General features: G+C 49.9%; 22 protein-coding genes. 14 read left to right on the forward strand and 8 right to left on the reverse strand.

What is annotated here, in order from left to right:
* Positions 1–68 precede the first annotated feature (68 nt).
* Entirely contained in the window at positions 69–452 is a 384-nt protein-coding gene (gene crcB, locus OGY06_RS07835) for a fluoride efflux transporter CrcB (protein WP_003831281.1), read from the forward strand.
* Between the two features lie 52 nt (positions 453–504).
* Here the strand turns inward: crcB and cspE are convergent, their stop codons facing one another.
* Together cspE and pagP are read right to left on the reverse strand one after the other, a co-directional pair.
* Positions 505–714 carry a transcription antiterminator/RNA stability regulator CspE gene (cspE, locus tag OGY06_RS07840; RefSeq protein WP_000034825.1) on the reverse strand — a complete coding sequence of 70 codons (210 nt, stop codon included), beginning with the start codon at positions 712–714 and terminating at the stop codon, positions 505–507.
* A 189-nt stretch (positions 715–903) separates the two neighbouring features.
* Positions 904–1,467, reverse strand: a complete 564-nt coding sequence (gene pagP, locus OGY06_RS07845) for a lipid IV(A) palmitoyltransferase PagP (protein ID WP_003831280.1) — start codon at positions 1,465–1,467, stop codon at positions 904–906.
* 462 nt (positions 1,468–1,929) lie between these two features.
* On the opposite strand from pagP, the gene dcuC reads away from it, so the two are divergent.
* The gene (gene dcuC, locus OGY06_RS07850) at positions 1,930–3,315 is read left to right on the forward strand and encodes an anaerobic C4-dicarboxylate transporter DcuC (protein ID WP_003022136.1); all 1,386 of its coding nucleotides are present in this window, start codon (positions 1,930–1,932) and stop codon (positions 3,313–3,315) included.
* Between the two features lie 116 nt (positions 3,316–3,431).
* Here dcuC and dpiA read toward each other — a convergent pair whose 3' ends face one another.
* Both dpiA and dpiB read right to left on the reverse strand, forming a co-directional pair.
* Positions 3,432–4,112 (reverse strand): two-component response regulator DpiA, encoded by a 681-nt coding sequence (dpiA, locus tag OGY06_RS07855; protein WP_003831279.1) that lies wholly within the window; start codon positions 4,110–4,112, stop codon positions 3,432–3,434.
* The gene (gene dpiB / locus OGY06_RS07860; protein ID WP_003831278.1) at positions 4,081–5,742 is read right to left on the reverse strand and encodes a sensor histidine kinase DpiB; all 1,662 of its coding nucleotides are present in this window, start codon (positions 5,740–5,742) and stop codon (positions 4,081–4,083) included. Before dpiB ends, dpiA begins: the two co-directional genes overlap by 32 nt.
* Before the next feature lie 391 nt (positions 5,743–6,133).
* Between dpiB and citC the strand changes: the two genes are divergently transcribed.
* The 8 genes from citC (at position 6,134) to rna (ending at position 13,788) form a co-directional block, all read left to right on the forward strand.
* Positions 6,134–7,210: a [citrate (pro-3S)-lyase] ligase gene (gene citC, locus OGY06_RS07865; RefSeq protein ID WP_003831277.1), complete on the forward strand. Its 1,077-nt coding sequence runs from the start codon at positions 6,134–6,136 to the stop codon at positions 7,208–7,210.
* Complete coding sequence (gene citD, locus OGY06_RS07870) at positions 7,207–7,503, forward strand: citrate lyase acyl carrier protein (protein WP_003831276.1); 297 nt, start codon at positions 7,207–7,209, stop codon at positions 7,501–7,503. Before citC ends, citD begins: the two co-directional genes overlap by 4 nt.
* Positions 7,500–8,408 (forward strand): aldolase/citrate lyase family protein, encoded by a 909-nt coding sequence (locus tag OGY06_RS07875; protein WP_003831275.1) that lies wholly within the window; start codon positions 7,500–7,502, stop codon positions 8,406–8,408. Before citD ends, OGY06_RS07875 begins: the two co-directional genes overlap by 4 nt.
* A 9-nt stretch (positions 8,409–8,417) precedes the next feature.
* On the forward strand, positions 8,418–9,950 hold the full coding sequence (citF, locus tag OGY06_RS07880) for a citrate lyase subunit alpha (RefSeq protein WP_063940714.1): 1,533 nt from the start codon (positions 8,418–8,420) through the stop codon (positions 9,948–9,950).
* A gap of 3 nt (positions 9,951–9,953) precedes the next feature.
* Entirely contained in the window at positions 9,954–10,508 is a 555-nt protein-coding gene (gene citX, locus OGY06_RS07885) for a citrate lyase holo-[acyl-carrier protein] synthase (protein WP_063940715.1), read from the forward strand.
* Positions 10,477–11,382: a triphosphoribosyl-dephospho-CoA synthase CitG gene (gene citG, locus OGY06_RS07890; protein WP_003831272.1), complete on the forward strand. Its 906-nt coding sequence runs from the start codon at positions 10,477–10,479 to the stop codon at positions 11,380–11,382. Before citX ends, citG begins: the two co-directional genes overlap by 32 nt.
* Before the next feature lie 25 nt (positions 11,383–11,407).
* The gene (gene citT, locus OGY06_RS07895; protein ID WP_003831271.1) at positions 11,408–12,871 is read left to right on the forward strand and encodes a citrate/succinate antiporter CitT; all 1,464 of its coding nucleotides are present in this window, start codon (positions 11,408–11,410) and stop codon (positions 12,869–12,871) included.
* 110 nt (positions 12,872–12,981) lie between these two features.
* Positions 12,982–13,788 carry a ribonuclease I gene (gene rna / locus OGY06_RS07900; RefSeq protein ID WP_063940750.1) on the forward strand — a complete coding sequence of 269 codons (807 nt, stop codon included), beginning with the start codon at positions 12,982–12,984 and terminating at the stop codon, positions 13,786–13,788.
* 41 nt (positions 13,789–13,829) lie between these two features.
* Here the strand turns inward: rna and OGY06_RS07905 are convergent, their stop codons facing one another.
* Both OGY06_RS07905 and OGY06_RS07910 read right to left on the reverse strand, forming a co-directional pair.
* Positions 13,830–14,453, reverse strand: coding sequence for a flavin reductase family protein (locus tag OGY06_RS07905; protein ID WP_063940716.1), 624 nt, complete (start codon positions 14,451–14,453; stop codon positions 13,830–13,832).
* A gap of 96 nt (positions 14,454–14,549) precedes the next feature.
* Positions 14,550–15,380 (reverse strand): alpha/beta fold hydrolase, encoded by an 831-nt coding sequence (locus OGY06_RS07910; protein WP_063940717.1) that lies wholly within the window; start codon positions 15,378–15,380, stop codon positions 14,550–14,552.
* Between the two features lie 275 nt (positions 15,381–15,655).
* Here OGY06_RS07910 and rnk point away from each other — a divergent pair, with 275 nt between their 5' ends.
* Both rnk and uspG read left to right on the forward strand, forming a co-directional pair.
* Positions 15,656–16,066 (forward strand): nucleoside diphosphate kinase regulator, encoded by a 411-nt coding sequence (gene rnk / locus OGY06_RS07915; protein ID WP_003831264.1) that lies wholly within the window; start codon positions 15,656–15,658, stop codon positions 16,064–16,066.
* Between the two features lie 183 nt (positions 16,067–16,249).
* The gene (gene uspG / locus OGY06_RS07920) at positions 16,250–16,678 is read left to right on the forward strand and encodes a universal stress protein UspG (protein ID WP_003022101.1); all 429 of its coding nucleotides are present in this window, start codon (positions 16,250–16,252) and stop codon (positions 16,676–16,678) included.
* Between the two features lie 82 nt (positions 16,679–16,760).
* On the opposite strand, the gene ahpF is transcribed toward uspG, so the two are convergent.
* Together ahpF and ahpC are read right to left on the reverse strand one after the other, a co-directional pair.
* A complete protein-coding gene (ahpF, locus tag OGY06_RS07925; RefSeq protein WP_286605035.1) occupies positions 16,761–18,326 on the reverse strand; it encodes an alkyl hydroperoxide reductase subunit F in 1,566 nt (521 codons plus the stop codon).
* Positions 18,327–18,480: 154 nt separating this feature from the next.
* Positions 18,481–19,044, reverse strand: coding sequence for an alkyl hydroperoxide reductase subunit C (ahpC, locus tag OGY06_RS07930; protein ID WP_002894394.1), 564 nt, complete (start codon positions 19,042–19,044; stop codon positions 18,481–18,483).
* Positions 19,045–19,418: 374 nt separating this feature from the next.
* On the opposite strand from ahpC, the gene dsbG reads away from it, so the two are divergent.
* Together dsbG and citR are read left to right on the forward strand one after the other, a co-directional pair.
* Positions 19,419–20,165 (forward strand): thiol:disulfide interchange protein DsbG, encoded by a 747-nt coding sequence (gene dsbG, locus OGY06_RS07935; protein WP_003831214.1) that lies wholly within the window; start codon positions 19,419–19,421, stop codon positions 20,163–20,165.
* 203 nt (positions 20,166–20,368) lie between these two features.
* A complete protein-coding gene (citR, locus tag OGY06_RS07940; RefSeq protein ID WP_003831212.1) occupies positions 20,369–21,295 on the forward strand; it encodes a DNA-binding transcriptional repressor CitR in 927 nt (308 codons plus the stop codon).
* Positions 21,296–21,366 lie beyond the last annotated feature (71 nt).

A 21,366-nucleotide genomic window follows, 5' to 3' on the forward strand; every position in this document is an offset into this window, starting at 1 on the left:
AGGCTCGCCAACCACGATTATTCAGAGTTACACTCATCCTATATACAATCAAATAGCAGGATTATGCAGTGTTACAACTCCTTTTAGCGGTTTTTATCGGTGGTGGTACAGGTAGTGTAGCAAGATGGATGTTGAGCATGAGGTTTAACCCGCTACATCAGGCCATCCCATTCGGCACGCTGGCTGCAAACTTACTTGGCGCATTTATCATTGGTATGGGTCTGGCATGGTTTAATCGCATGACAAACATTGATCCAATGTGGAAGGTACTGATTACCACTGGCTTTTGCGGGGGACTGACAACGTTTTCCACTTTCTCAGCTGAGGTGGTGTTTTTGCTACAGGAAGGACGCTTTGGTTGGGCTATGGTGAATGTACTGGTTAATCTGTTGGGATCATTTGCGATGACCGCCCTGGCATTCTGGCTGGTTTCGGCCTCTCCCGCGCACTGAAGCGAAAAAAAACCCGCAATTAAGCGGGTTTTGAATGCTTGCTGTCGTATGCTTACAGAGCGATTACGTTTGCAGCAGAAGGGCCTTTGGCACCGTTAGTGATTTCGAACTCTACACGCTGACCTTCAGCCAGAGTTTTAAAACCATTGGTCTGGATTGCAGAGAAGTGTACGAACACGTCTTTGCTGCCATCTTCCGGAGTAATGAAACCGAATCCTTTGGACTCATTAAACCACTTAACGTTACCTTTAATCTTAGACATCAAAATTACCTTTACATGAAAAATAGACACAAATGCTGTGTCGGGTATCAGTACAACAATTGTGGTGGACTTTGTCCAGTCGAACTTTATCAAAAAGTGATAAATGTCGCGTTATTTTTCAGTTAAAGTTAATATAACACTGTTTTTAAAAGACTTTTTAATAATCCACCTGACAATACAGGTAGCCCATCAAAACTGGAAACGCATCCATGCAAAGTAGACGTTACCGTTGTTGTACGTTCCCGGAATGTAGGTCATCTGGAACGTTGCCGGACCATACCCTATCGATGCCAGCGGTAACAGCACGGGTACCGGAATGTAGTTCCAGTTATCGCGCGCGGTAAAACCAGCGGTAAAACCGAGACCTGTGTGGAAATTTTCATCTGCCAGCGGTCGCCAGGTTTTTTCCCAGCCATAACCACCAATGGGTTCCCATTTATTGTAGGAATCCTTAAAGGCCATTATATAAAGCCCGTGCCAGTTACCTTTATCATCCCAACGAGATTGACCAAAGCCCGCCCCCCATGGGCGTTCATTGTAGCGATCCGTTTTTTCTTTATCATAAGCAAAACGAGCATGCCAGGTAATAGCCGGCACGTACAGATCATAATGTTCTGGCTGCTGCCAGGTTTCACTGACATTGTCTTTAAAAGTAGCGAACCAACCTTTATCTTCAGCAGCGCCCTGGGGAATGAAAGCTAACTGAATAAAAAGAAATGAAAAAATGAGAAAATATCGTTTAGCGACAATCACAACTTAATTACCATCCTGGGATTTATTATTAATTGTAGCAAACCCAACCTTAATGTTAGCTTAACAACAATGCGCAGCTAAAAAATCAGAATAATCCTCAGCCTATAATTTTTAAGATAATTATCCATGAGTTTATTGAGCCATCTAATAGGAACTATTTTCTCTTTATTGCCAATAAATTGTTCTTTCCTCCGAAAAAAGTTAAATATCATCACAATAAATTAACAATTAACAATCAATATCGCCACAAAACACATACATCAGCGCTGCGCTTCACAGTTTCTTATTGTGAGATTCTTTTTTTAACCACGATGCTGAAAAAACGGCTTAGCCATCGCTTGAATCCGTATTTTTATTGATTTTAATCAGCAAGAGTTATCGGTTTATTAGGCACATTCTGTCACCACTTTTTACTTTTTTTAGTTTTTTTACTTTCTGGGCAGCAATGCGACAGGGGAAACGATGTTGACATTTATTGAACTCCTTATTGGGGTTGTGGTTATTGTGGGTGTAGCGCGCTACATCATTAAAGGTTATTCCGCGACAGGCGTACTGTTTGTTGGCGGTCTGGTTTTGCTGATTATCAGTGCGCTGATGGGGCATAAAGTTTTGCCGTCCAGCGCGGCATCGACAGGCTATACGGCAACAGACATTGTTGAATATATTAAAATTTTGCTGATGAGCCGTGGTGGCGATCTCGGCATGATGATCATGATGCTGTGTGGTTTTGCCGCTTATATGACCCATATTGGCGCGAACGATATGGTCGTTAAGCTGGCCTCCAAGCCTCTGCAATACATCAACTCTCCTTACCTGCTAATGATTGCCGCCTATTTTGTCGCCTGCCTGATGTCACTGGCGGTTTCGTCAGCAACCGGTCTGGGCGTATTGCTGATGGCAACACTGTTCCCGGTCATGGTTAACGTAGGGATCAGCCGTGGCGCCGCAGCGGCCATTTGCGCCTCCCCTGCTGCAATTATTCTTTCACCAACATCCGGTGATGTGGTGCTGGCGGCAAAAGCTGCGGAAATGCCGCTGATCGATTTCGCCTTTAAAACCACGCTGCCAATTTCCATTGCCGCCATCATTGCTATGGCGATTGCCCACTTTTTCTGGCAGCGTTTTCTGGATAAAAAAGAGAACATTTCTCATGAAATGTTAGATGTAGCTGAAATCACCACGACTGCCCCGTCATTTTACGCCATTCTGCCGTTTACCCCGATTGTTGGCGTCCTGATTTTTGATGGTAAATGGGGCCCGCAGCTGCATATCATTACGATTCTGGTTCTGTGCATGCTCATCGCAGCTATTCTGGAATTCGTACGTGGGTTCAACACCCAAAAGGTTTTCTCTGGTCTGGAAGTCGCTTACCGTGGCATGGCGGATGCCTTTGCTAACGTGGTGATGTTGTTAGTCGCTGCGGGTGTTTTTGCCCAGGGTCTGAGCACAATCGGCTTTATTCAGAGTCTGATTTCTATCGCCACCTCATTTGGTTCGGCGAGCATTATTCTGATGATGGTGCTGGTGATCCTGACTATGCTGGCGGCAATGACTACGGGTTCCGGTAACGCTCCGTTCTATGCCTTCGTTGAGATGATCCCTAAGCTGGCGCATTCCTCCGGCATTAACCCAGCTTACCTTGTTATCCCGATGCTGCAGGCGTCAAACCTTGGACGCACAATCTCCCCGGTCTCCGGCGTGGTGGTTGCTGTTGCAGGTATGGCGAAGATTTCTCCGTTCGAAGTGGTGAAACGTACTTCGGTTCCGGTTCTGGTTGGGCTGTTGGTTGTGATTATCGCAACTGAAGTGATGGTACCAGGCTCTTCTTCAGCCGTCGTTGGCGGCTGATACTCAGTGAAATGTAGGCCGGATAAGGCATTCACGCCGCATCCGGCATTTCGACTGCAACGTTGCCGGATGTCGATGCTAAAGCATCTTATCCGGCCTACGTCAGAAATTAGCATTTAGCCGCCGTGATAGATACGCTGCGGCCTACCCACCTTACCGTGAATAATCTCCGCAATAATCAAATGACGGCTGGCACAGTACTCCAGGTAGCGTCTGGAAGTCGTTCGGCTGATGGTGAGCGCCTGGGCGATCGTTTCTGCTGTATGGTGTACCGTCGGATCGGCGAATAATTTCAACACTGCATTCAGCGTTAACGCATCAATCCCGGTCGGTAAATCCCCTTTCGGCTCGCCCCGCGCGTAGGCATTAAACATCTCATCTATCTGCTTTTGGCTGGCGCTATCATTACCGGCCAACATGCGTCGACGCTGTTGATAACGCGTCAGGGTCTGCCCCAGCCGCTCGTAGGCAATGGGTTTGACCAGGTAATCAAACGCGCCGCTGCGCACAGCTTCGGAGACTGTTTCCATGTCGCTGGCCGCCGTGGTAAACACCACACCGCCCGGATAACGCGCCTGGGTTAGCTCATGCAATAAGGTAATTCCCTTGCCGTCCGGCAAGTAGTTATCGAGCAGAATCAAACCGGGCTTAAAACGCTCAATCATCATCCTCGCCTGCGCAAGATTACCCGCCAGCCAAATCTGGCTGAAGCCGGGTATATGGCGGATATATTCAGCATGCATTTCCGCCAGTAGCGTTTCATCCTCAACGATCAATAGCGTTAATGGTTCCGTCATTGTTTTTTTTCACTTTCGGAAGAAATAAAGAAAATAAGGTGCCGCAGGGGGAGTTATCTTCGAGCGTAATCACCCCGTCACAGCGCCTCACATAACTTGCAATAAGATACAAACCGATGCCATGTTCACCTGGTTCATCGGTACGGGTGCTCACACCCTGTTCAAATATTTTTTCACGCAATGTTTCCGGCACACCGCATCCCTGATCGGCAACTTCGATGATCACGTCATCCCCTTCATCGCTCAAATAAAGCTCTACGACCTTGTTGCCTTGCTGGGTGCGCAAGCTCGCTTCAAATGCATTATCAAGCAGATTGCCAACAATTGCTGCAAACTCTGTGCTATCCAGCCCCTCGGGGAGTTGATGCAGTTGGCTGCCCGGAACAATAGTCATGGTGAGACCCAGTTCCCGCGCGCGCTGCACCTTGCCAAACAACAGACCGGCTACCTGACGATCGGCAAACGCGCCGCGCAGGCTGTCAATCAGTTGCTGTTGCGCCTGGGATTCTCCCTGCACCATAGCCAGAACCTTGTCATACTCTTTCATTTGCAGCAGACCATTGATGGTCGACATCCAGTTCAGGTGCTCATGACGCAGCGTTCTCAGGCTCTCTACATACTGTTTGATCTGCGTTAACTGCGCATTAAGAGTAGCAATTTCATCTTTACTACGAAAACTGATGATTGCCCCAAGCAGTTCGTCACCGGAGCGAATCGCCTCACGGTTGGCGATAACGCTCAGTCCATTAAAGTTGACCATCGCATCCTGTCGTTTTTCCGCAATCTGTTGGGTGAAAAAGTCCGCTGGCTGAACCACCTCACTCACCGGTTTTCCAAGCCACTTTCTCCCAGGTGAAGACAGCCCCAGCATTTTCCTCGCACTGCGATTTATTGCGGTGATATATCCATCAGGATCCACGGCAATCAATCCTTCATATACCGAGCTAAACAACGCTTCCTGCTGACGTACCACCCGCGCAATTTGTTTCGGTTCCATACCCAACATCTGCCGACGAATATGGGCAGCGAAAAACCAGGAGAGCAGCATAAGTACCAGCAACAGCAGGATAAACACGCCGGCCATCGGAAGTAAGAAGTCCGATCGCCAGCTATCGATTTTGCTGATCAGATAACCAATTGAGACTACGCCAATGATTTTGCCATCGTCATCAAAGATGGGCGTTTTAGCGCGCATTGCCATCCCGATGGACCCTTTACCGGTAATAAAGTAGCTCTCCCCTTTTTCCAGCGCGCCGGGTTTGGTGAACTGCATCGGATAGCCAATCTTTTCCGGGTTCGGATGATATAGACGAATGGAGTTGGTATCCCCGATAACCACATAGTCGAAGTCAGTTCCGCTCTGCAGTTTGTCGGCAATCGTCGCCAGCCGCTTGTAATCACGATGCTTAACCGCCGTGATGATACTGTCGTTAGAGGCGATGATTTTGGCCTGATTCATTGCCATATCGCGGACATGCGTTGCCAGATAATCTTCAAAGCTGGCGGTAAAGTATTGTGCCAGGGCGGCAATGATAAAAACAGAAACGACCAGAATAAGCAGAAAGATACGTAAAGGAAACGCCAGACTGCGGAAAAAAGGAAACCGTGTTTTATTTTTCTGTTCTGTCATCACATTTTTCCTCACCGACGTTAACTAAAACTAATTTCTCATTGTAGTTGTAATTAAAATGTTCTATTTACACGTTATGGTATAAAACATGATCGTTGCAGATTCCCCACCTTAAATCAATTAAACAAATTAAAACCACACCTTATTTTAGGGTTAAATTAATTAAAAAACTTAAAACCATAAAACACATTAAAACCTTCTAACTTATTGTGAAATAAATCAAAAATTACCTCCAAAATACCCCTTACGATGTATGCAGCAGGGAAAAAAAGAAATACTCCGTAATAAAAAACCATTCCCTTCAATTGCAAACAAAACGTTATCAGGTTGCTAAACAGAGCAACAAAAACAGAAACCCAGTAACAAATATAGCATCGGGGCTCTATTCACTATGTTCGGTAATAATATATTCACGCAAGTTAAACGCTCAGAAAATAAAAAGATGGCGGCTATCGCGCAATTTCTGAAAGAGAATGATTTGAGCGTAGATACGACCGTCGAAGTATTTATCACCGTCACCCGTGACGACCGTCTGATTGCCTGCGGTGGTATCGCTGGGAATATTATTAAGTGTGTCGCAATCTGTGAATCTGTCCGCGGCGAGGGTTTAGCGCTAACGCTGGCGACCGAGTTAATCAACCTTGCCTATGAACGCCATTGTACGCACCTCTTCATCTATACCAAAACCGAGTACGAATCGCTGTTTAAACAGTGCGGTTTTTCTACGCTCACCAGCGTTCCCGGCATTATGGTATTGATGGAAAACAGCACCACACGTCTGAAACGCTACGCCGAATCACTGGCAAAACAGCGTCATGATGGGAAAAAAATTGGCTGTATCGTCATGAACGCCAACCCCTTCACCAACGGACACCGTTTTCTGATCCAACAGGCAGCCGCGCAATGTGACTGGCTGCATCTGTTTTTGGTGAAAGAAGATACCTCACGTTTTCCGTATGAAGACCGCCTGGATCTGGTGCTTAAAGGAACAAAAGACATTCCACGTTTAACCGTGCATCGCGGTTCGGAGTACATCATTTCCCGCGCCACGTTCCCGTGTTACTTCATCAAAGAGCAGAGCGTTATTAACCACTGCTACACCGAAATAGACCTGAAAATCTTCCGCCAGTATCTGGCTCCGGCTCTCGGCGTCACGCACCGCTTCGTCGGTACTGAGCCGTATTGCACTGTCACCTCCCAGTATAACAACGATATGCGTTACTGGCTGGAGACCCCAACGCTTCCCGCCCCGCCGATTGAACTGGTGGAAATTGAGCGGCTGTGTTTCCAGGAGATGCCGATTTCCGCCTCCTGGGTGCGCAAGCTGCTGGTTAAAAAAGATCTCACGGCTATCGCATCCCTGGTCCCTGACGCCACGCTGCAGTATCTGCAAAGCATGGTTGAACGAGCCTCATCGGGTGCGGCAGTCCGCCAAAATACCCCCGCATTAGCAACAGGTGAAAAATGAAAATAAACCAGGCAGCCGTCGCAGGCACACTCGAGTCCGGTGATGTGATGATTCGCATCGCCCCACTCGATTCGCAGGATATTGACCTGCAGGTTAACAGTAGCGTCGAAAAGCAGTTCGGTGATGCCATACGGGCTACCATTCTGGACGTTCTGTCCCGCTACAACGTACGCGGCGTGCAATTGAATGTTGATGATAAAGGCGCACTGGACTGCATTTTACGTGCGCGACTGGAAGCACTACTGGCCCGCGCTGGCGGTATTCCGGCACTGCCATGGGAGGATTGCCAGTGATTTCCGAATCTTTGCAGCAACGTAAAACCCGTACTCGCCGCAGCATGTTGTTCGTACCGGGCGCCAATGCCGCCATGGTCAGCAACTCGTTCATCTACCCGGCAGATGCACTAATGTTCGACCTGGAAGACTCCGTCGCGTTGCGTGAAAAAGATACCGCTCGCCGCATGGTGTACCACGCGCTGCAACATCCGCTGTATCACGACGTTGAAACCATCGTGCGTGTAAACGCACTCGACTCCGAATGGGGAATCAACGACCTTGAAGCTGTGGTACGCGGCGGTGCTGACATCGTACGTTTACCGAAGACCGATACCGCGCAGGATGTCATCGACATCGAAAGCGAAATTCTACGTATCGAAAATGCCTGTGGCCGTGAGCCAGGCAGCACCGGTCTGTTGGCTGCCATCGAATCGCCGTTAGGCATTACCCGCGCGGTAGAAATTGCCCATGCTTCCGAACGTCTGATCGGTATTGCCCTGGGTGCGGAAGACTATGTACGTAACCTGCGCACTGAGCGCTCACCGGAAGGTACTGAACTGCTGTTTGCCCGCTGCTCTATTTTGCAGGCTGCACGTTCTGCCGGTATTCAGGCGTTCGACACCGTGTATTCCGATGCCAACAACGAAGCGGGTTTCCTGCACGAAGCCGCACACATCAAGCAACTGGGTTTTGACGGCAAATCGCTCATCAACCCGCGCCAGATCGAACTCCTGCATAACCTGTACGCCCCAACGCGCAAAGAGCTGGCTCACGCCCGTCTGGTTGTGGAAGCCGCTGAAGCCGCTGCTCGCGAAGGTCGTGGTGTAGTTTCCCTGAACGGCAAAATGGTCGACAGCCCGGTTATCGAGCGCGCCCTTCTGGTTATCTCCCGTGCAGAACTTTCCGGCATTCGCGAAGAATAAGGCAAAAAAATGACGCAGAAAATCGAACAGTCTCAACGCCAGGATCGCGTGGCGACCTGGAGCCGTCATGCAGAAAGTGAGCTTTCCGCTTACCAGAGCACCGCAAAAGTAGAATTGCAGGCGCAAAAACCGCGCGACAAAAAGCTGTGCGCTAACCTGGAAGACGCTATTCGTCGTTCAGGTTTACAGGATGGTATGACCATCTCTTTCCACCACGCTTTTCGTGGTGGCGATCTGACGATTAACCTGGTGATGGACACCATCGCCAATATGGGCTTTAAAAATCTTACGCTGGCCTCCAGCTCTCTGAGCGACTGCCATGCTCCACTGGTTGAGCACATCCGTCAGGGCGTGGTTAGCCGCATTTATACCTCCGGTCTGCGTGGTCCGCTGGCGGAAGAAATCTCACGTGGCCTGTTGGCCGAACCGGTACAAATTCACTCCCACGGTGGCCGTGTGCACCTGGTGCAAAGTGGCGAGCTCAGCATTGATGTGGCGTTCCTCGGCGTGCCGTCCTGCGACCAGTTTGGCAACGCCAACGGTTATACCGGTAAAGCGTGCTGCGGCTCACTGGGCTATGCCCGCGTAGACGCCGAAAACGCGAAACAGGTTGTCCTGCTGACTGAACAGCTGCTGACCTATCCGCATAACCCGGCCAGCATTACGCAGGATCAGGTAGATCTGATCGTGCAGATCGATCAGGTTGGCGATGCTGACAAAATTGGTGCCGATGCGACCCGCATGACCACCAACCCGCGTGAACTGTTAATCGCCCGTAGCGCGGCTGAGGTAATTGCTAATTCCGGCTACTTCAACGAAGGCTTCTCACTGCAGACAGGAACCGGCGGCGCCTCTCTGGCCGTTACGCGTTTCCTGGAAGACAAAATGCGCAGCCGCGATATCCGTGCCGACTTCGCGCTGGGCGGCATTACCGCTACCATCGTTGACCTGCACGAAAAAGGCCTGATTCGCAAACTGCTGGACGTTCAGAGCTTTGACCGTAACGCCGCGGAATCGCTGGCCCGCAATCCAAACCATATCGAAATCAGTGCCAACCAGTATGCCAACTGGGGGTCAAAAGGCGCATCCGTCGATCGTCTGGACGTTGTGGTGCTCAGCGCGCTGGAAGTTGATACCAGCTTCAACGTGAACGTACTGACCGGTTCTGACGGCGTACTGCGCGGCGCATCCGGTGGTCACTGTGATACTGCGGTTGCCGCTGCGCTGTCTATCATCGTCGCGCCGCTGGTTCGCGGACGCATCCCGACCCTGGTTGATAACGTGCTGACCTGCGTAACCCCAGGCTCCAGCGTTGACATTCTGGTCACCGACCACGGCATCGCCGTCAACCCTGCACGTCCGGAACTGGCAGAACGTCTGAAAGAAGCCGGTATGAAAGTGGTGTCCATTGAATGGCTGCGCGAACGTGCACAGCAGCTCACCGGTCAGCCACGCGCTATCGAATTCACTGACCGCGTGATTGCCGTTGTGCGTTACCGTGATGGTTCAGTGATTGACGTTGTGCATCAGGTGAAGGAATAAACCATGCACCTGCTCCCTGAATACGCCACCCGACACGCGGTTTCCATTCCCGAGCTGCTCGCCAGCCGCGATGAGAGACAGGCAAGGCAACAGGAGTGGCTGACACGCCACTCTGCGCCGCTGGTCTCGTTTACCGTCGTCGCACCGGGACCGATTAAAGACAGCGAATTAACCCGTCGTATCTTTAATCACGGCGTAACCGCCTTGCTCGCGTTAGCGGAACAATCCACCTGGATTGTCAGGGAGCAAACAGCGCTGGTTTCTGCCAGCGGTCCAGAAGGTCTTTTGTCTATTGAGGCTTCAGCCCACGACCTCAAGCTCGCCACAATTGAACTTGAGCATTCACACCCGCTGGGACGGCTATGGGACATCGATGTCCTGACCCCTGAAGGGGAAATTCTGTCCCGGCGTCATTTCGCACTCCCTGCCCGCCGCTGTCTGCTGTGCGAGCAAAGTGCTGCCGACTGTGCGCGGGGTAAAACCCACGCGCTTTCCGACTTACTCACTCAGATGGAGGCACTGCTGCATGATGCCGATTCCCGCAACATCAACCAATAACGCAGTCCTCCCTCTGGATCTGCCTGATGCTTACGCAACGCTTGCGTGGCGCGCCATGTTGACTGAAGTCAACCTGTCGCCCAAACCCGGTCTGGTAGATCGTATTAACAACGGCGCGCATAAAGATATGGCGCTGGAAGATTTTCATCGCAGCGCTGAAGCGATTCAGTCATGGCTACCACGTTTTATTGAATATGGGGCGTTTAGCGCACAGCTGTCGCCTGAAGATGTATTGAAAGGACTGCGCCCGCTGGGCATGGCCTGCGAAGCCGATATGTTCCGCGCCACCGCCGGGGTGAACACCCATAAAGGGAGCATCTTTTCACTGGGACTGCTGTGCGCCGCCATTGGCCGCCTGCACCAGCTCCAACTCACTGTTACCGCTGAAACCATTTGCTCTACGGCAGCAACATTTTGCCGTGGCCTGACCGAGCGCGAACTGCGCCAGAACAATCAACAACTCACGGCTGGCCAACGTCTTTATCAGCAACTGGGATTAACCGGCGCACGGGGCGAAGCCGAAGCGGGATATCCGCTAGTCATCCAGCATGCCCTGCCGCACTACCGCGCACTGCTGACTCAGGGCCGCGACCCTGAACTGGCGTTACTCGACACATTATTGCTGCTGATGTCTATCAACGGCGACACCAACGTGGCTTCACGTGGCGGCGCAGAAGGTCTGCGTTGGCTACAGCAGCAGGCCACCGCCCTGATGCAGCAAGGGGGGATTCGTACCCCTGCCGATCTCGAATATCTACACCAGTTCGACCAACAGTGCATTGAACGCAACCTCAGTCCCGGAGGCTGCGCCGATCTGCTGATCGTCACCTGGTTTTTAGCTCAGATTTCACAAGTTCATCATTATCACAATTAAAGATCCTTTCCGGAGAATCACACACATGTCTTTAGCAAAAGATAAAATATGGAAGTTACTGGCCCCATTGGTCGTCATGGGTGTCATGTTTCTTATCCCCGTCCCTGATGGAATGCCTCCACAGGCCTGGCACTACTTTGCCGTATTCGTGGCAATGATTGTCGGTATGATCCTTGAGCCAATCCCGGCAACAGCGATCAGCTTTATCGCCGTAACGATCTGCGTTATCGGCAGCAACTATCTGCTGTTTGATGCTTCAGAACTGGCCGACCCGGCGTTTAAAGCGGGCAAGCAAGCGCTGAAATGGGGTCTGGCTGGCTTCTCCAGCACCACCGTGTGGTTGGTGTTTGGTGCGTTTATCTTCGCACTGGGTTATGAAGTCACCGGTCTGGGCCGTCGTATCGCGCTGTTCCTGGTGAAATTCATGGGTAAACGTACCCTGACGCTTGGCTATGCGATTGTTATCATCGACATTCTGCTGGCACCGTTTACTCCATCTAACACCGCGCGTACCGGTGGCACCGTATTCCCGGTAATCAAAAACCTGCCGCCGTTGTTTAAATCATTCCCGAACGATCCTTCCGCGCGCCGTATCGGTGGATATTTGATGTGGATGATGGTCATCAGTACCAGCCTGAGCTCCTCGATGTTCGTGACCGGCGCTGCACCTAACGTACTGGGTCTGGAATTCGTCAACAAAATTGCCGGTATTCAAATCAGCTGGTTGCAGTGGTTCCTTAGCTTCCTGCCGGTCGGTATTATTTTGCTGATCGTTGCTCCGTGGCTGTCATACGTTCTGTACAAACCAGAAGTTACTCACAGTGCTGAAGTTGCCGCTTGGGCCGGTGATGAACTGAAAGGCATGGGTAAACTGACCCGTAAAGAGATAACGCTGATCGGTCTGGTATTGCTCAGTCTGGGTCTGTGGGTCTTCGGTGGTAAACTGATTGATGCAACCGCAGTGGGCCTGCTGGCTGTTTCCCTGATGCTGGCGCTGCACGTTGTACCGTGGAAAGACATTACCCGTTATAACAGCGCATGGAACACTCTGGTTAACCTCGCCACGCTGGTCGTTATGGCGAATGGTTTAACCCGTTCAGGCTTCATCGACTGGTTCGCCAACACTATGAGCACGCACCTGGAAGGCTTCTCGCCTAACGCGACCGTGATCGTTCTGGTACTGGTGTTCTACTTTGCTCACTACCTGTTTGCCAGCCTTTCCGCTCACACCGCCACCATGCTGCCGGTTATTCTGGCCGTCGGTAAAGGTATCCCGGGCGTCCCGATGGAACACCTGTGTATCCTGCTGGTACTGTCCATCGGTATCATGGGCTGTCTGACTCCATATGCAACAGGCCCTGGCGTTATCATCTACGGCTGTGGTTATGTGAAGTCAAAAGACTACTGGCGTCTGGGTGCTATCTTCGGCGTTATCTACATCGCTATGCTTCTGCTGGTCGGCTGGCCGATTCTGGCAATGTGGAGCTAATCATCCCGGTTCACGCCTGATGAAAATGATGCCAGTCAGCTAAACCTGACTGGCATTTTTTATGATTAAATAGATGATATTCAGAATTTATATAAGTGTCCGAAATCATCATGACATCAACATGGCGTTATTCTTCGTTGCTGGCAGCACTCCTGCTGCCAGTTTCTGCAACTCAGGCCGATGAACTTCAGGCAAAACAGTACGCTGATTTTGACAGCTACGTGCTGGCTCTCTCCTGGCAAACCGGATTTTGTCAGAGCCAACACGAGCGTAATCGTCAGGAGCCTGACGAATGTCGTTTGCAAAAAGAGAGCGCAGACAAAGCTGATTTCCTGACCGTTCACGGTTTATGGCCCAGCCTGCCTAAATCCATTGCTGCCCGTGGAGTAGACAATCGCCGTTGGATGCGTTTTGGCTGCGCGACTCGCCCTATTCCCAACCTGCCTGAAGCCCGCGCCAGCCGTAAATGCGCGGCCCCCGAAACCGGGCTGTCGCTGGAAAGCGCGGCAAAACTCAGCGCCGTAATGCCCGGAGCTGGAGGAAGATCCTGTCTGGAACGTTACGAGTATGCCAAACATGGCGCGTGTTTCGGTTTTGATCCCGACGCGTACTTCGGCACGATGGTGCGGCTGAATAATGAGGTAAAGAACAGCGAGGTGGGCAAATTCCTGGCGGAAAACTACGGCAAAACCGTCAGCCGTAACGCATTTGACGCCGCCGTTGCCAAAAGCTGGGGCAAAGAAAACGTCAAAGCTGTGAAGCTAAGCTGCCACGGCAATCCAGCGTATCTCACTGAGATCCAGTTATCCCTGAAAGCCGACAACATCAACCAGACGTTATCTGCCCAGTCATTCTTACCGCAACCGCATCCGGGTAACTGCGGTAAACAGTTTATTATCGACAAAGTGGGATACTGAAACTTGCGACCGACGCTGCGAGCTGGCGTCGGTCCGTAAACTTAGCGTTTTGCACGGGCATCCGGGCGAACTAAATCAAAACGGTGTGTTTCACTGATCGAATAATACGCCGTTGGCCCACCTGCACGCAGCACCGGCTTCGCTTTCGCCGTCTGATAGATGCCGTCTTCCAGGAGCGTTTCATCTATGTGAATGCCTACCACTTCCCCCAACACCAGCCAGGTATCAACCGGTGAGCCATCAGCAGTAGTTAGTTGCAGAGTTTGCGATAAACGACACTCAAAATTGACCGGGCTTTGCGCCACGCGCGGCACGTTGACTATCCGGCTATCTGCCTTGCTAAGCCCGGCGGCAAAAAACTCGTCCTCACCGTGCGGCAAGCTGGCTGACGTTTCGTTCATCGCAGTGGCCAGCTCAAGAGTCGTCAGGTTCCAGACAAATTCACCGGTTTCGATAATATTCTGCACGCTGTCTTTCCAGCCGCTGCTGGCGAAACCGATAATCGGCGGGTGATAGTTGAAACAGTTAAAGAAACTGTATGGTGCCAGATTGTGCCGACCGTTGCTGTCACGCGACGCAATCCAGCCAATCGGGCGCGGTCCAATGATGGCATTTAGCGGATCATGCGGTAAGCCGTGTCCCTGTGACGGTTGATAGAAATACATAGCGTTCCCTGTTGAAGTTAACGTCAGCGCAGCACAAATTATGCTTCGCTCATCCCCCTGGAAAAAGAAGATCAGCGTAGAACAATCTGCCAACGATTACGACTGAATAAAGTTGAGCAGGTCACCGTTGATCTGTTGCTTATGGGTGGTGCAAATGCCATGCGAGCCGCCGACATATACCTTCGATTGCGAGTCCGGCAGTATTTCCGCCGCGACCTTTCCGCAGGTTTCAAACGGGACAATCTGATCGTCATCACCGTGGATCACCAGCGTCGGGATGGTCATCTTTTTGAGGTCTTCACGCAGATCTGTTTCCGAAAACGCGTGTATACAGTCGTACAATGCTTTGATGGAACCTTGTAAACCTTGTTCAACAAAGCTTTCGCGAACGGCTTTCGACTCTTTTGCGCCAGGACGATTGTAGCCATAGAATGCAGCGGTCAGCTCATAGAAAAAGGCGGCGCGATCGTTCACAACCCCCTCACGGATGCCATCGAATACCTCTTTCGGCACGCCATTTGGGTTAAAGTCAGTCTTGATCATGATGGGCGTCACTGCGCCAATTAACACCGCTTTTGCCACCCGCTGCGTCCCATGCCGGCCAATATAACGAGCCACTTCCCCACCGCCGGTAGAGTGTCCAACATGTACGGCATCTTTAAGATTGAGATGCGCGGTAAGTTCAGCCAGGTCATCAGCATACTGATCCATATGATGACCATCCCAGGGTTGGGCCGAACGCCCATGTCCACGCCTGTCATGGGCGATCACACGAAATCCTTTCGATCCAAGGAACAGCATCTGATCTTCAAACGCGTCTGCCGTCAGCGGCCAACCGTGACTGAACACAATAGGTTGTCCACTTCCCCAGTCTTTAAAATGCAAATAGCTGCCGTCTTTCAAGGTAAGTTTGTCGTACTGGCTCATGAGATCTCCTGTCGCGGAACACTGAGTTGTTTGACGCGCCCGCAGCGAGCGCTTAAAAAGCATAATGCAAATTGGAGAACGGTCACGTTTTTCGGCTAAAATCACACCATATACGACAATATTGATGATTTACCTGAATGTGAACTAAATCACTTCAAACATGGGGTAAGTCTCAGTATCATCATAAAAGCTAAACCCTTGCCGCCTGACGGTGAGGGTTTTCTTTTGGGATTATTTACCTGCGCACCCGCAGTATCGACGACATGGAGTAATAAATGTCCAGACCAACTATCATCATTAACGACCTCGATGCGGAACGCATTGACCGCCTGTTGGAGCAACCTGCGTTTGCTGGTTTACCGATTGCCGACGCCCTTAACGCCGAGCTGGATCGTGCCCAAATGTGTTCTCCAGAAACCATGCCGCACGACGTCGTGACCATGAACAGCCGCGTGAAATTCCGCAATCTGAGTGATGGCGAAGTCCGTGTGCGTACCCTGGTGTATCCGGCCACTATGACTGACAGCAACACACAGCTTTCGGTAATGGCACCTGTCGGCGCTGCACTTCTGGGGCTGCGCGTTGGAGATACCATTCACTGGGAACTGCCAGGCGGGACCTCAACGCACCTCGAAGTTATCGAGCTTGAGTACCAGCCTGAAGCTGCAGGCGACTACCTGCGCTAACTCTGTCTTATCAAAGCCACTCGCTTTATCTTACAGGGGATGCATCCGCATCCTCTTTCCGGTTAGATCTCCCTGCTCCTCGCTTTCTTTCCTGTTCGCAAAACATAAATCTGTGTCGTGACTGACAGAATCATTTTTAATACTATGCTGTTATGTGTTCATGTAATGACAAGGAGAATGTTTATGTACAACACAATCATAATGCCTGTTGATGTATTCGAAATGGAACTGAGCGACAAGGCTATTCGCCATGCAGAATTTCTGGCTCAGGATAAAGGGGTTATCCATCTGCTGCATGTGCTGCCAGGCTCAGCGAGCTTAAGCCTGCACCGCTTTGCAGCCGATGTCCGTCGTTTTGAAGAACATCTGCAACACGAAGCGGAAACCCGTCTGCAAACGATGGTCGGTCACTTCAGCATCGATCCTTCCCGTATTAAACAACATGTCCGCTTTGGCAGCGTACGTGACGTGGTCAACGAGTTGGGTGAAGAGTTGAATGCGGATGTCGTTGTCATTGGATCGCGTAACCCATCAATCAGCACCCATCTACTCGGCTCAAACGCTTCCAGCGTTGTCCGTCACGCGACTTTGCCAGTGCTGGTTGTTCGTTAACAGCCACTGATTTGATAAAGAAAACCCCTGCCAGGTTAACGCCTGACAGGGGTTTTTATAGTGCAGGTGAGTCTTACTTTTTTTATGCTACTGTCGTGCGAATCAGATAATCAAACGAACTTAACGAGGCCTTCGCACCTTCACCTGTCGCGATGATAATCTGCTTATACGGTACGGTTGTGCAGTCGCCGGCAGCGAAAACGCCTTTCACGCTGGTTTCGCACTTGGCATCGATGATGATTTCACCCATACGGTTACGTTCAACGGCACCTTCCAGCCAGTTGGTGTTCGGCAGCAGACCAATCTGAACAAAGATACCTGCCAGTTCCACATTGTGAACATCGCCGCTCACACGGTCACGATACTCCAGGCCAGTAACTTTGCTGCCATCGCCTTTCACTTCTGTCGTTTGCGCATTCAGAATGATGTCGACGTTTTTCAGACTGCGAAGCTTATTTTGCAGCACCTGGTCGGCCTTCATTTCAGGAGCAAATTCCAGCAGCGTCACATGTTCAACAATACCTGCCAGGTCGATAGCCGCTTCAACGCCGGAGTTACCGCCGCCAATCACCGCAACACGCTTGCCTTTAAACAGCGGACCATCACAGTGCGGGCAGTAGGTTACGCCTTTGGTGCGATACTGATCTTCGCCCGGAACGTTCATGTTGCGCCATTTCGCGCCGGTGGCGATGATAATGCTGCGTGCTTTCAGCACCGCGCCGGAGGCTGTTTCAATCTGATGTAGACCGCCTTCCTGCGCTGCCGGGACCAGTTTGCTTGCGCTCTGGCTGTCGATCACATCAACATCATAATCATCAACGTGTGCTTTCAGCGCGCCTGCCAGTTTCTGACCTTCGGTTTTCGGCACCGAGATGTAGTTTTCAATATCTACAGTATCAAGAACCTGACCGCCAAAACGCTCGCCCATCAGACCGGTGCGAATGCCTTTACGTGCAGAGTACACCGCTGCCGCCGCACCTGCAGGACCAGAGCCGACAATCAACACGTCATAAGCATCGCGCTTATTCAGCTCTTCAGCCGCACGTTTTTCTGCGCCAGTATCCACTTTCGCCACGATCTCAGTCAGCGTCATACGTCCCTGACCGAACTCTTTGCCGTTCATAAATACCGCCGGAACGCCCATCACGTTACGATCGGTGATTTCGTTCTGGAATGTACCGCCGTCAATCGCCGTATGCTTGATACGTGGGTTCAGCACCGCCATCAGGTTCAGCGCCTGCACCACGTCCGGGCAGTTATGGCAGGAAAGCGAATAATAGGTTTCAAATTCAAAATCACCGTCGAGATCGCGGATCTGCTCAAGCAACGTCTGCGCCTCTTTTGAGGGATGGCCGCCAGTCCACAACAGCGCCAGCACCAAAGAAGTAAACTCATGACCCAGCGGAGAACCGGCAAAACGCGGTCCCTGGTGAGAACCGGGATTGGTAATAAGGAACGATGGCTTACGCACCACCAGAGTATTGTCTTCTTTGAAGGTGACTTTTTCTGACAGTTCAGCAATTTCAGTCAGCAGTTCCTTAATTTCTGCCGATTTAGCGCTGTCATCCAGCGTCGCAATCAGCTCAACAGGTTTGGTCAGTTTCTCAAGGTAAGCCCTGAGCTGGGTTTTCATATTTGTGTCGAGCATTCTTCTTCCCTCTCTGAAAACATCATCATGCAAGCCGATTTTGCGGGACTGCATTAATGCAACTTGCGTCATGGTGCTGGAATGAAACAGGCGCAAATTTGCGCCTGTGGAATGCCGGATGCACTACGTTTATCCGGCCTACAAACTATGCGACTTAGATTTTACCAACCAGGTCCAGAGATGGCGCTAAGGTTGCTTCACCTTCTTTCCATTTCGCCGGGCAAACTTCACCTGGGTGGGAAGCGACGTACTGTGCGGCTTTGATTTTACGCAGCAGGTCAGACGCATCACGGCCGATACCTTCAGCAGTAACTTCGATTGCCTGGATGATACCCTGCGGGTCAACAACGAAGGTTGCGCGGTCAGCCAGACCTTCATCTTCACGCATGTTGTCGAAGTTACGGGTCAGGGCGCCAGTCGGGTCGCCGATCATCGCGTATTTGATTTTTGCGATGGTTTCAGAGCTGCTGTGCCATGCTTTGTGGGTGAAGTGGGTGTCGGTAGAAACGGAATACACATCTACGCCCAGTTTCTGCAGTTCTTCGTAATGGTCTGCAACGTCACCCAGCTCGGTCGGGCATACGAAAGTAAAGTCAGCCGGGTAGAAGAAGAAGACGCTCCAGCGACCTTCGGTATCTTTCTCGGTTACTTCGATGAACTCACCGTTTTTGAACGCCTGGTTTTTGAAAGGTTTAATTTTGGTATTAATCAAAGACATCTGTACTTCCTCCGTGTTTTCGTTGAGAGATAAGTTAACGAAAATCTCTTCGCAGGGCTAATGCGTTTCCTTTATCAAATCAATAAGCGTTAACTAACAACCCACTCAAACTCATGTTGTGAACCTAAAGATAAAAGTAAAAAAGGCCCCCTTTGCAGGGAGCCTCATTACCCGAGCTACCCGCAGGTAACGTCAGTGCCAGCAGAGCTGGCTATGTGTTGCGCTCTACATTACCTTAACAAAGGTCGTAACAGCGATGGGGATTACATCACCCAACTAAAGAAAGGGCAATCGACAGACCGTCGATCTTACCTATGGCTGTGATAGGTTTTGCAATTAAGCCCACTTTCCTGCTGATTTTATAAGGAAAATCAATGTTTAAACGCACCTTACTCTTAACTCTTCTCCCCGCTATCGTGCACGCAGAGGAGCTCCCTGCCCCTGTTAAAGCCATTGAGAAACAGGGAATTACCATCCTGAAGCCCTTCGATGCACCGGGTGGAATGAAAGGCTATCTGGGAAAATACCAGGACATGGGGGTCACTATCTATGTCACGCCTGACGGTAAACATGCCATCTCCGGCTACATGTATAATGAAAAAGGCGAAAACCTCAGTAATGCGCTCATAGAAAAAGAGATCTATGCCCCTGCCGGACGTGAGATGTGGCAGCGAATGGAAAAAGCGTCGTGGATTCTGGACGGGAAAAAAGAGGCCCCGGTCATCGTCTACGTGTTTGCCGATCCCTTCTGTCCTTATTGCAAACAGTTCTGGCAGCAGGCGCGCCCATGGGTAGATTCCGGTAAAGTTCAGTTGCGTACATTACTGGTTGGCGTCATAAAACCCGAAAGCCCGGCCACCGCTGCGGCAATTCTGGCAACCAAAGATCCGGCTAAAACCTGGCATGACTATGAAGCCTCCGGTGGGAAAATGAAGCTGGAAATCCCGACTTCGGTCCATCCTGAACAGATGAAGGTACTGAATATCAACCAAAAACTCATGGATGATTTAGGTGCTAATGTGACGCCCGCGATCTACTACATGAGCAAAGACGATACGTTACAACAGGAAGTGGGATTACCCGATAAGGAAAAATTAAATATTATTATGGGGAATAAATAAAGGTTACAGAATGAGTGATTGTTATCGTTCTCATTTCAATCACTCTTTAAAATGTATTTTTATCGTAACCATCAAGCAATCTGTGTTATTTTAGTTTAAGTTAATTATTCATTAAGCCATAAACATAAATTCTAAGAATGATTAGAATTTAAATTATTCAACAATTGAATTATCCTATACATTACCATCACAGGAAGGTATGCATGGCTAACCTCTATGACCTCAAAAAATTCGATCTTAACCTGTTGGTAATTTTTGAATGTATTTATCAACATTTGAGCATCAGTAAAGCTGCGGCAACACTGTATATCACGCCTTCAGCCGTCAGCCAGTCATTACAGCGACTGCGTACGCAATTTAACGACCCTCTGTTTATTCGCTCAGGTAAAGGCATCACGCCTACCGTAACCGGGATCAACCTTCATCATCACCTTGAGCAGAATCTGAATACGCTGGAACAAACCATTAATATTATGCACGGTTCCAGCCTGAAGAAGAAATTTGTCATTTACAGTCCGCAAATTACTATTAACTTAGGGGTAATTGAGTTAATCAATACGCTAAGGCAAAATTCAAATGTCGAAGTTGAACATCACGACATAATAATGACTGCCGATACTGCAGAGAACATCCTCGCATACAGGAAAGCAGATTTAATCATCACTACCGCTCCCGTATATAACAGGTCTATTGTATGTACGCTATTTAAAACTATTGAGTGTGTTTTAACATGTAGCAGTAATCACCCCAGAATGAATGAATCTGCTACCCTTACACAAATATTGGAGGAACAATTTACTTTGTATCTTACAGAGGAAGAGGGTATTAAAGAGTATCAAGCACAAGCCAACGCCTTACTAACTAATCGTAAAACTGGCTTTAGTAGCGACTCTATGACGTCAATTATTAATGTAATTTCCAGTACAGATATTATTGGTATAATCCCAAAACTTAGTTATGAATTCCATGCTGCCAGACTTAATTTAAAAGAAATCAATATAGATTTCAAAATCCCATCAATCAGATTATACTTAATGTACAACCGTGCCTCACTTAGTAATAAAAAATTCGCAGAATATATCAATACAATAACATCTGAAAATCAACAACCCACATCATCAACAGTATGACAAATCCATTTTTGGAATATAAAACGCAAACACATTTACATTACAAATATTTCTTTAGGCGTTGCTTATTT

The sequence above is a fragment of the Citrobacter sp. Cpo147 genome (assembly GCF_030332405.1).
Lineage (GTDB): Bacteria > Pseudomonadota > Gammaproteobacteria > Enterobacterales > Enterobacteriaceae > Citrobacter > Citrobacter portucalensis.

Bases quoted from the DNA above. Each gene is read 5' to 3' on its own strand.
- cspE (WP_000034825.1), bottom strand. From the start codon at position 714: ATGTCTAAGATTAAAGGTAACGTTAAGTGGTTTAATGAGTCCAAAGGA.
- dcuC (WP_003022136.1), top strand. From the start codon at position 1,930: ATGTTGACATTTATTGAACTCCTTATTGGGGTTGTGGTTATTGTGGGT.
- dpiA (WP_003831279.1), bottom strand. From the start codon at position 4,112: ATGACGGAACCATTAACGCTATTGATCGTTGAGGATGAAACGCTACTG.
- dpiB (WP_003831278.1), bottom strand. From the start codon at position 5,742: ATGACAGAACAGAAAAATAAAACACGGTTTCCTTTTTTCCGCAGTCTG.
- citC (WP_003831277.1), top strand. From the start codon at position 6,134: ATGTTCGGTAATAATATATTCACGCAAGTTAAACGCTCAGAAAATAAA.
- citD (WP_003831276.1), top strand. From the start codon at position 7,207: ATGAAAATAAACCAGGCAGCCGTCGCAGGCACACTCGAGTCCGGTGAT.
- citF (WP_063940714.1), top strand. From the start codon at position 8,418: ATGACGCAGAAAATCGAACAGTCTCAACGCCAGGATCGCGTGGCGACC.
- citX (WP_063940715.1), top strand. From the start codon at position 9,954: ATGCACCTGCTCCCTGAATACGCCACCCGACACGCGGTTTCCATTCCC.
- citG (WP_003831272.1), top strand. From the start codon at position 10,477: ATGATGCCGATTCCCGCAACATCAACCAATAACGCAGTCCTCCCTCTG.
- citT (WP_003831271.1), top strand. From the start codon at position 11,408: ATGTCTTTAGCAAAAGATAAAATATGGAAGTTACTGGCCCCATTGGTC.
- rna (WP_063940750.1), top strand. From the start codon at position 12,982: ATGACATCAACATGGCGTTATTCTTCGTTGCTGGCAGCACTCCTGCTG.
- OGY06_RS07905 (WP_063940716.1), bottom strand. From the start codon at position 14,453: ATGTATTTCTATCAACCGTCACAGGGACACGGCTTACCGCATGATCCG.
- OGY06_RS07910 (WP_063940717.1), bottom strand. From the start codon at position 15,380: ATGAGCCAGTACGACAAACTTACCTTGAAAGACGGCAGCTATTTGCAT.
- rnk (WP_003831264.1), top strand. From the start codon at position 15,656: ATGTCCAGACCAACTATCATCATTAACGACCTCGATGCGGAACGCATT.
- uspG (WP_003022101.1), top strand. From the start codon at position 16,250: ATGTACAACACAATCATAATGCCTGTTGATGTATTCGAAATGGAACTG.
- ahpF (WP_286605035.1), bottom strand. From the start codon at position 18,326: ATGCTCGACACAAATATGAAAACCCAGCTCAGGGCTTACCTTGAGAAA.
- ahpC (WP_002894394.1), bottom strand. From the start codon at position 19,044: ATGTCTTTGATTAATACCAAAATTAAACCTTTCAAAAACCAGGCGTTC.
- dsbG (WP_003831214.1), top strand. From the start codon at position 19,419: ATGTTTAAACGCACCTTACTCTTAACTCTTCTCCCCGCTATCGTGCAC.
- citR (WP_003831212.1), top strand. From the start codon at position 20,369: ATGGCTAACCTCTATGACCTCAAAAAATTCGATCTTAACCTGTTGGTA.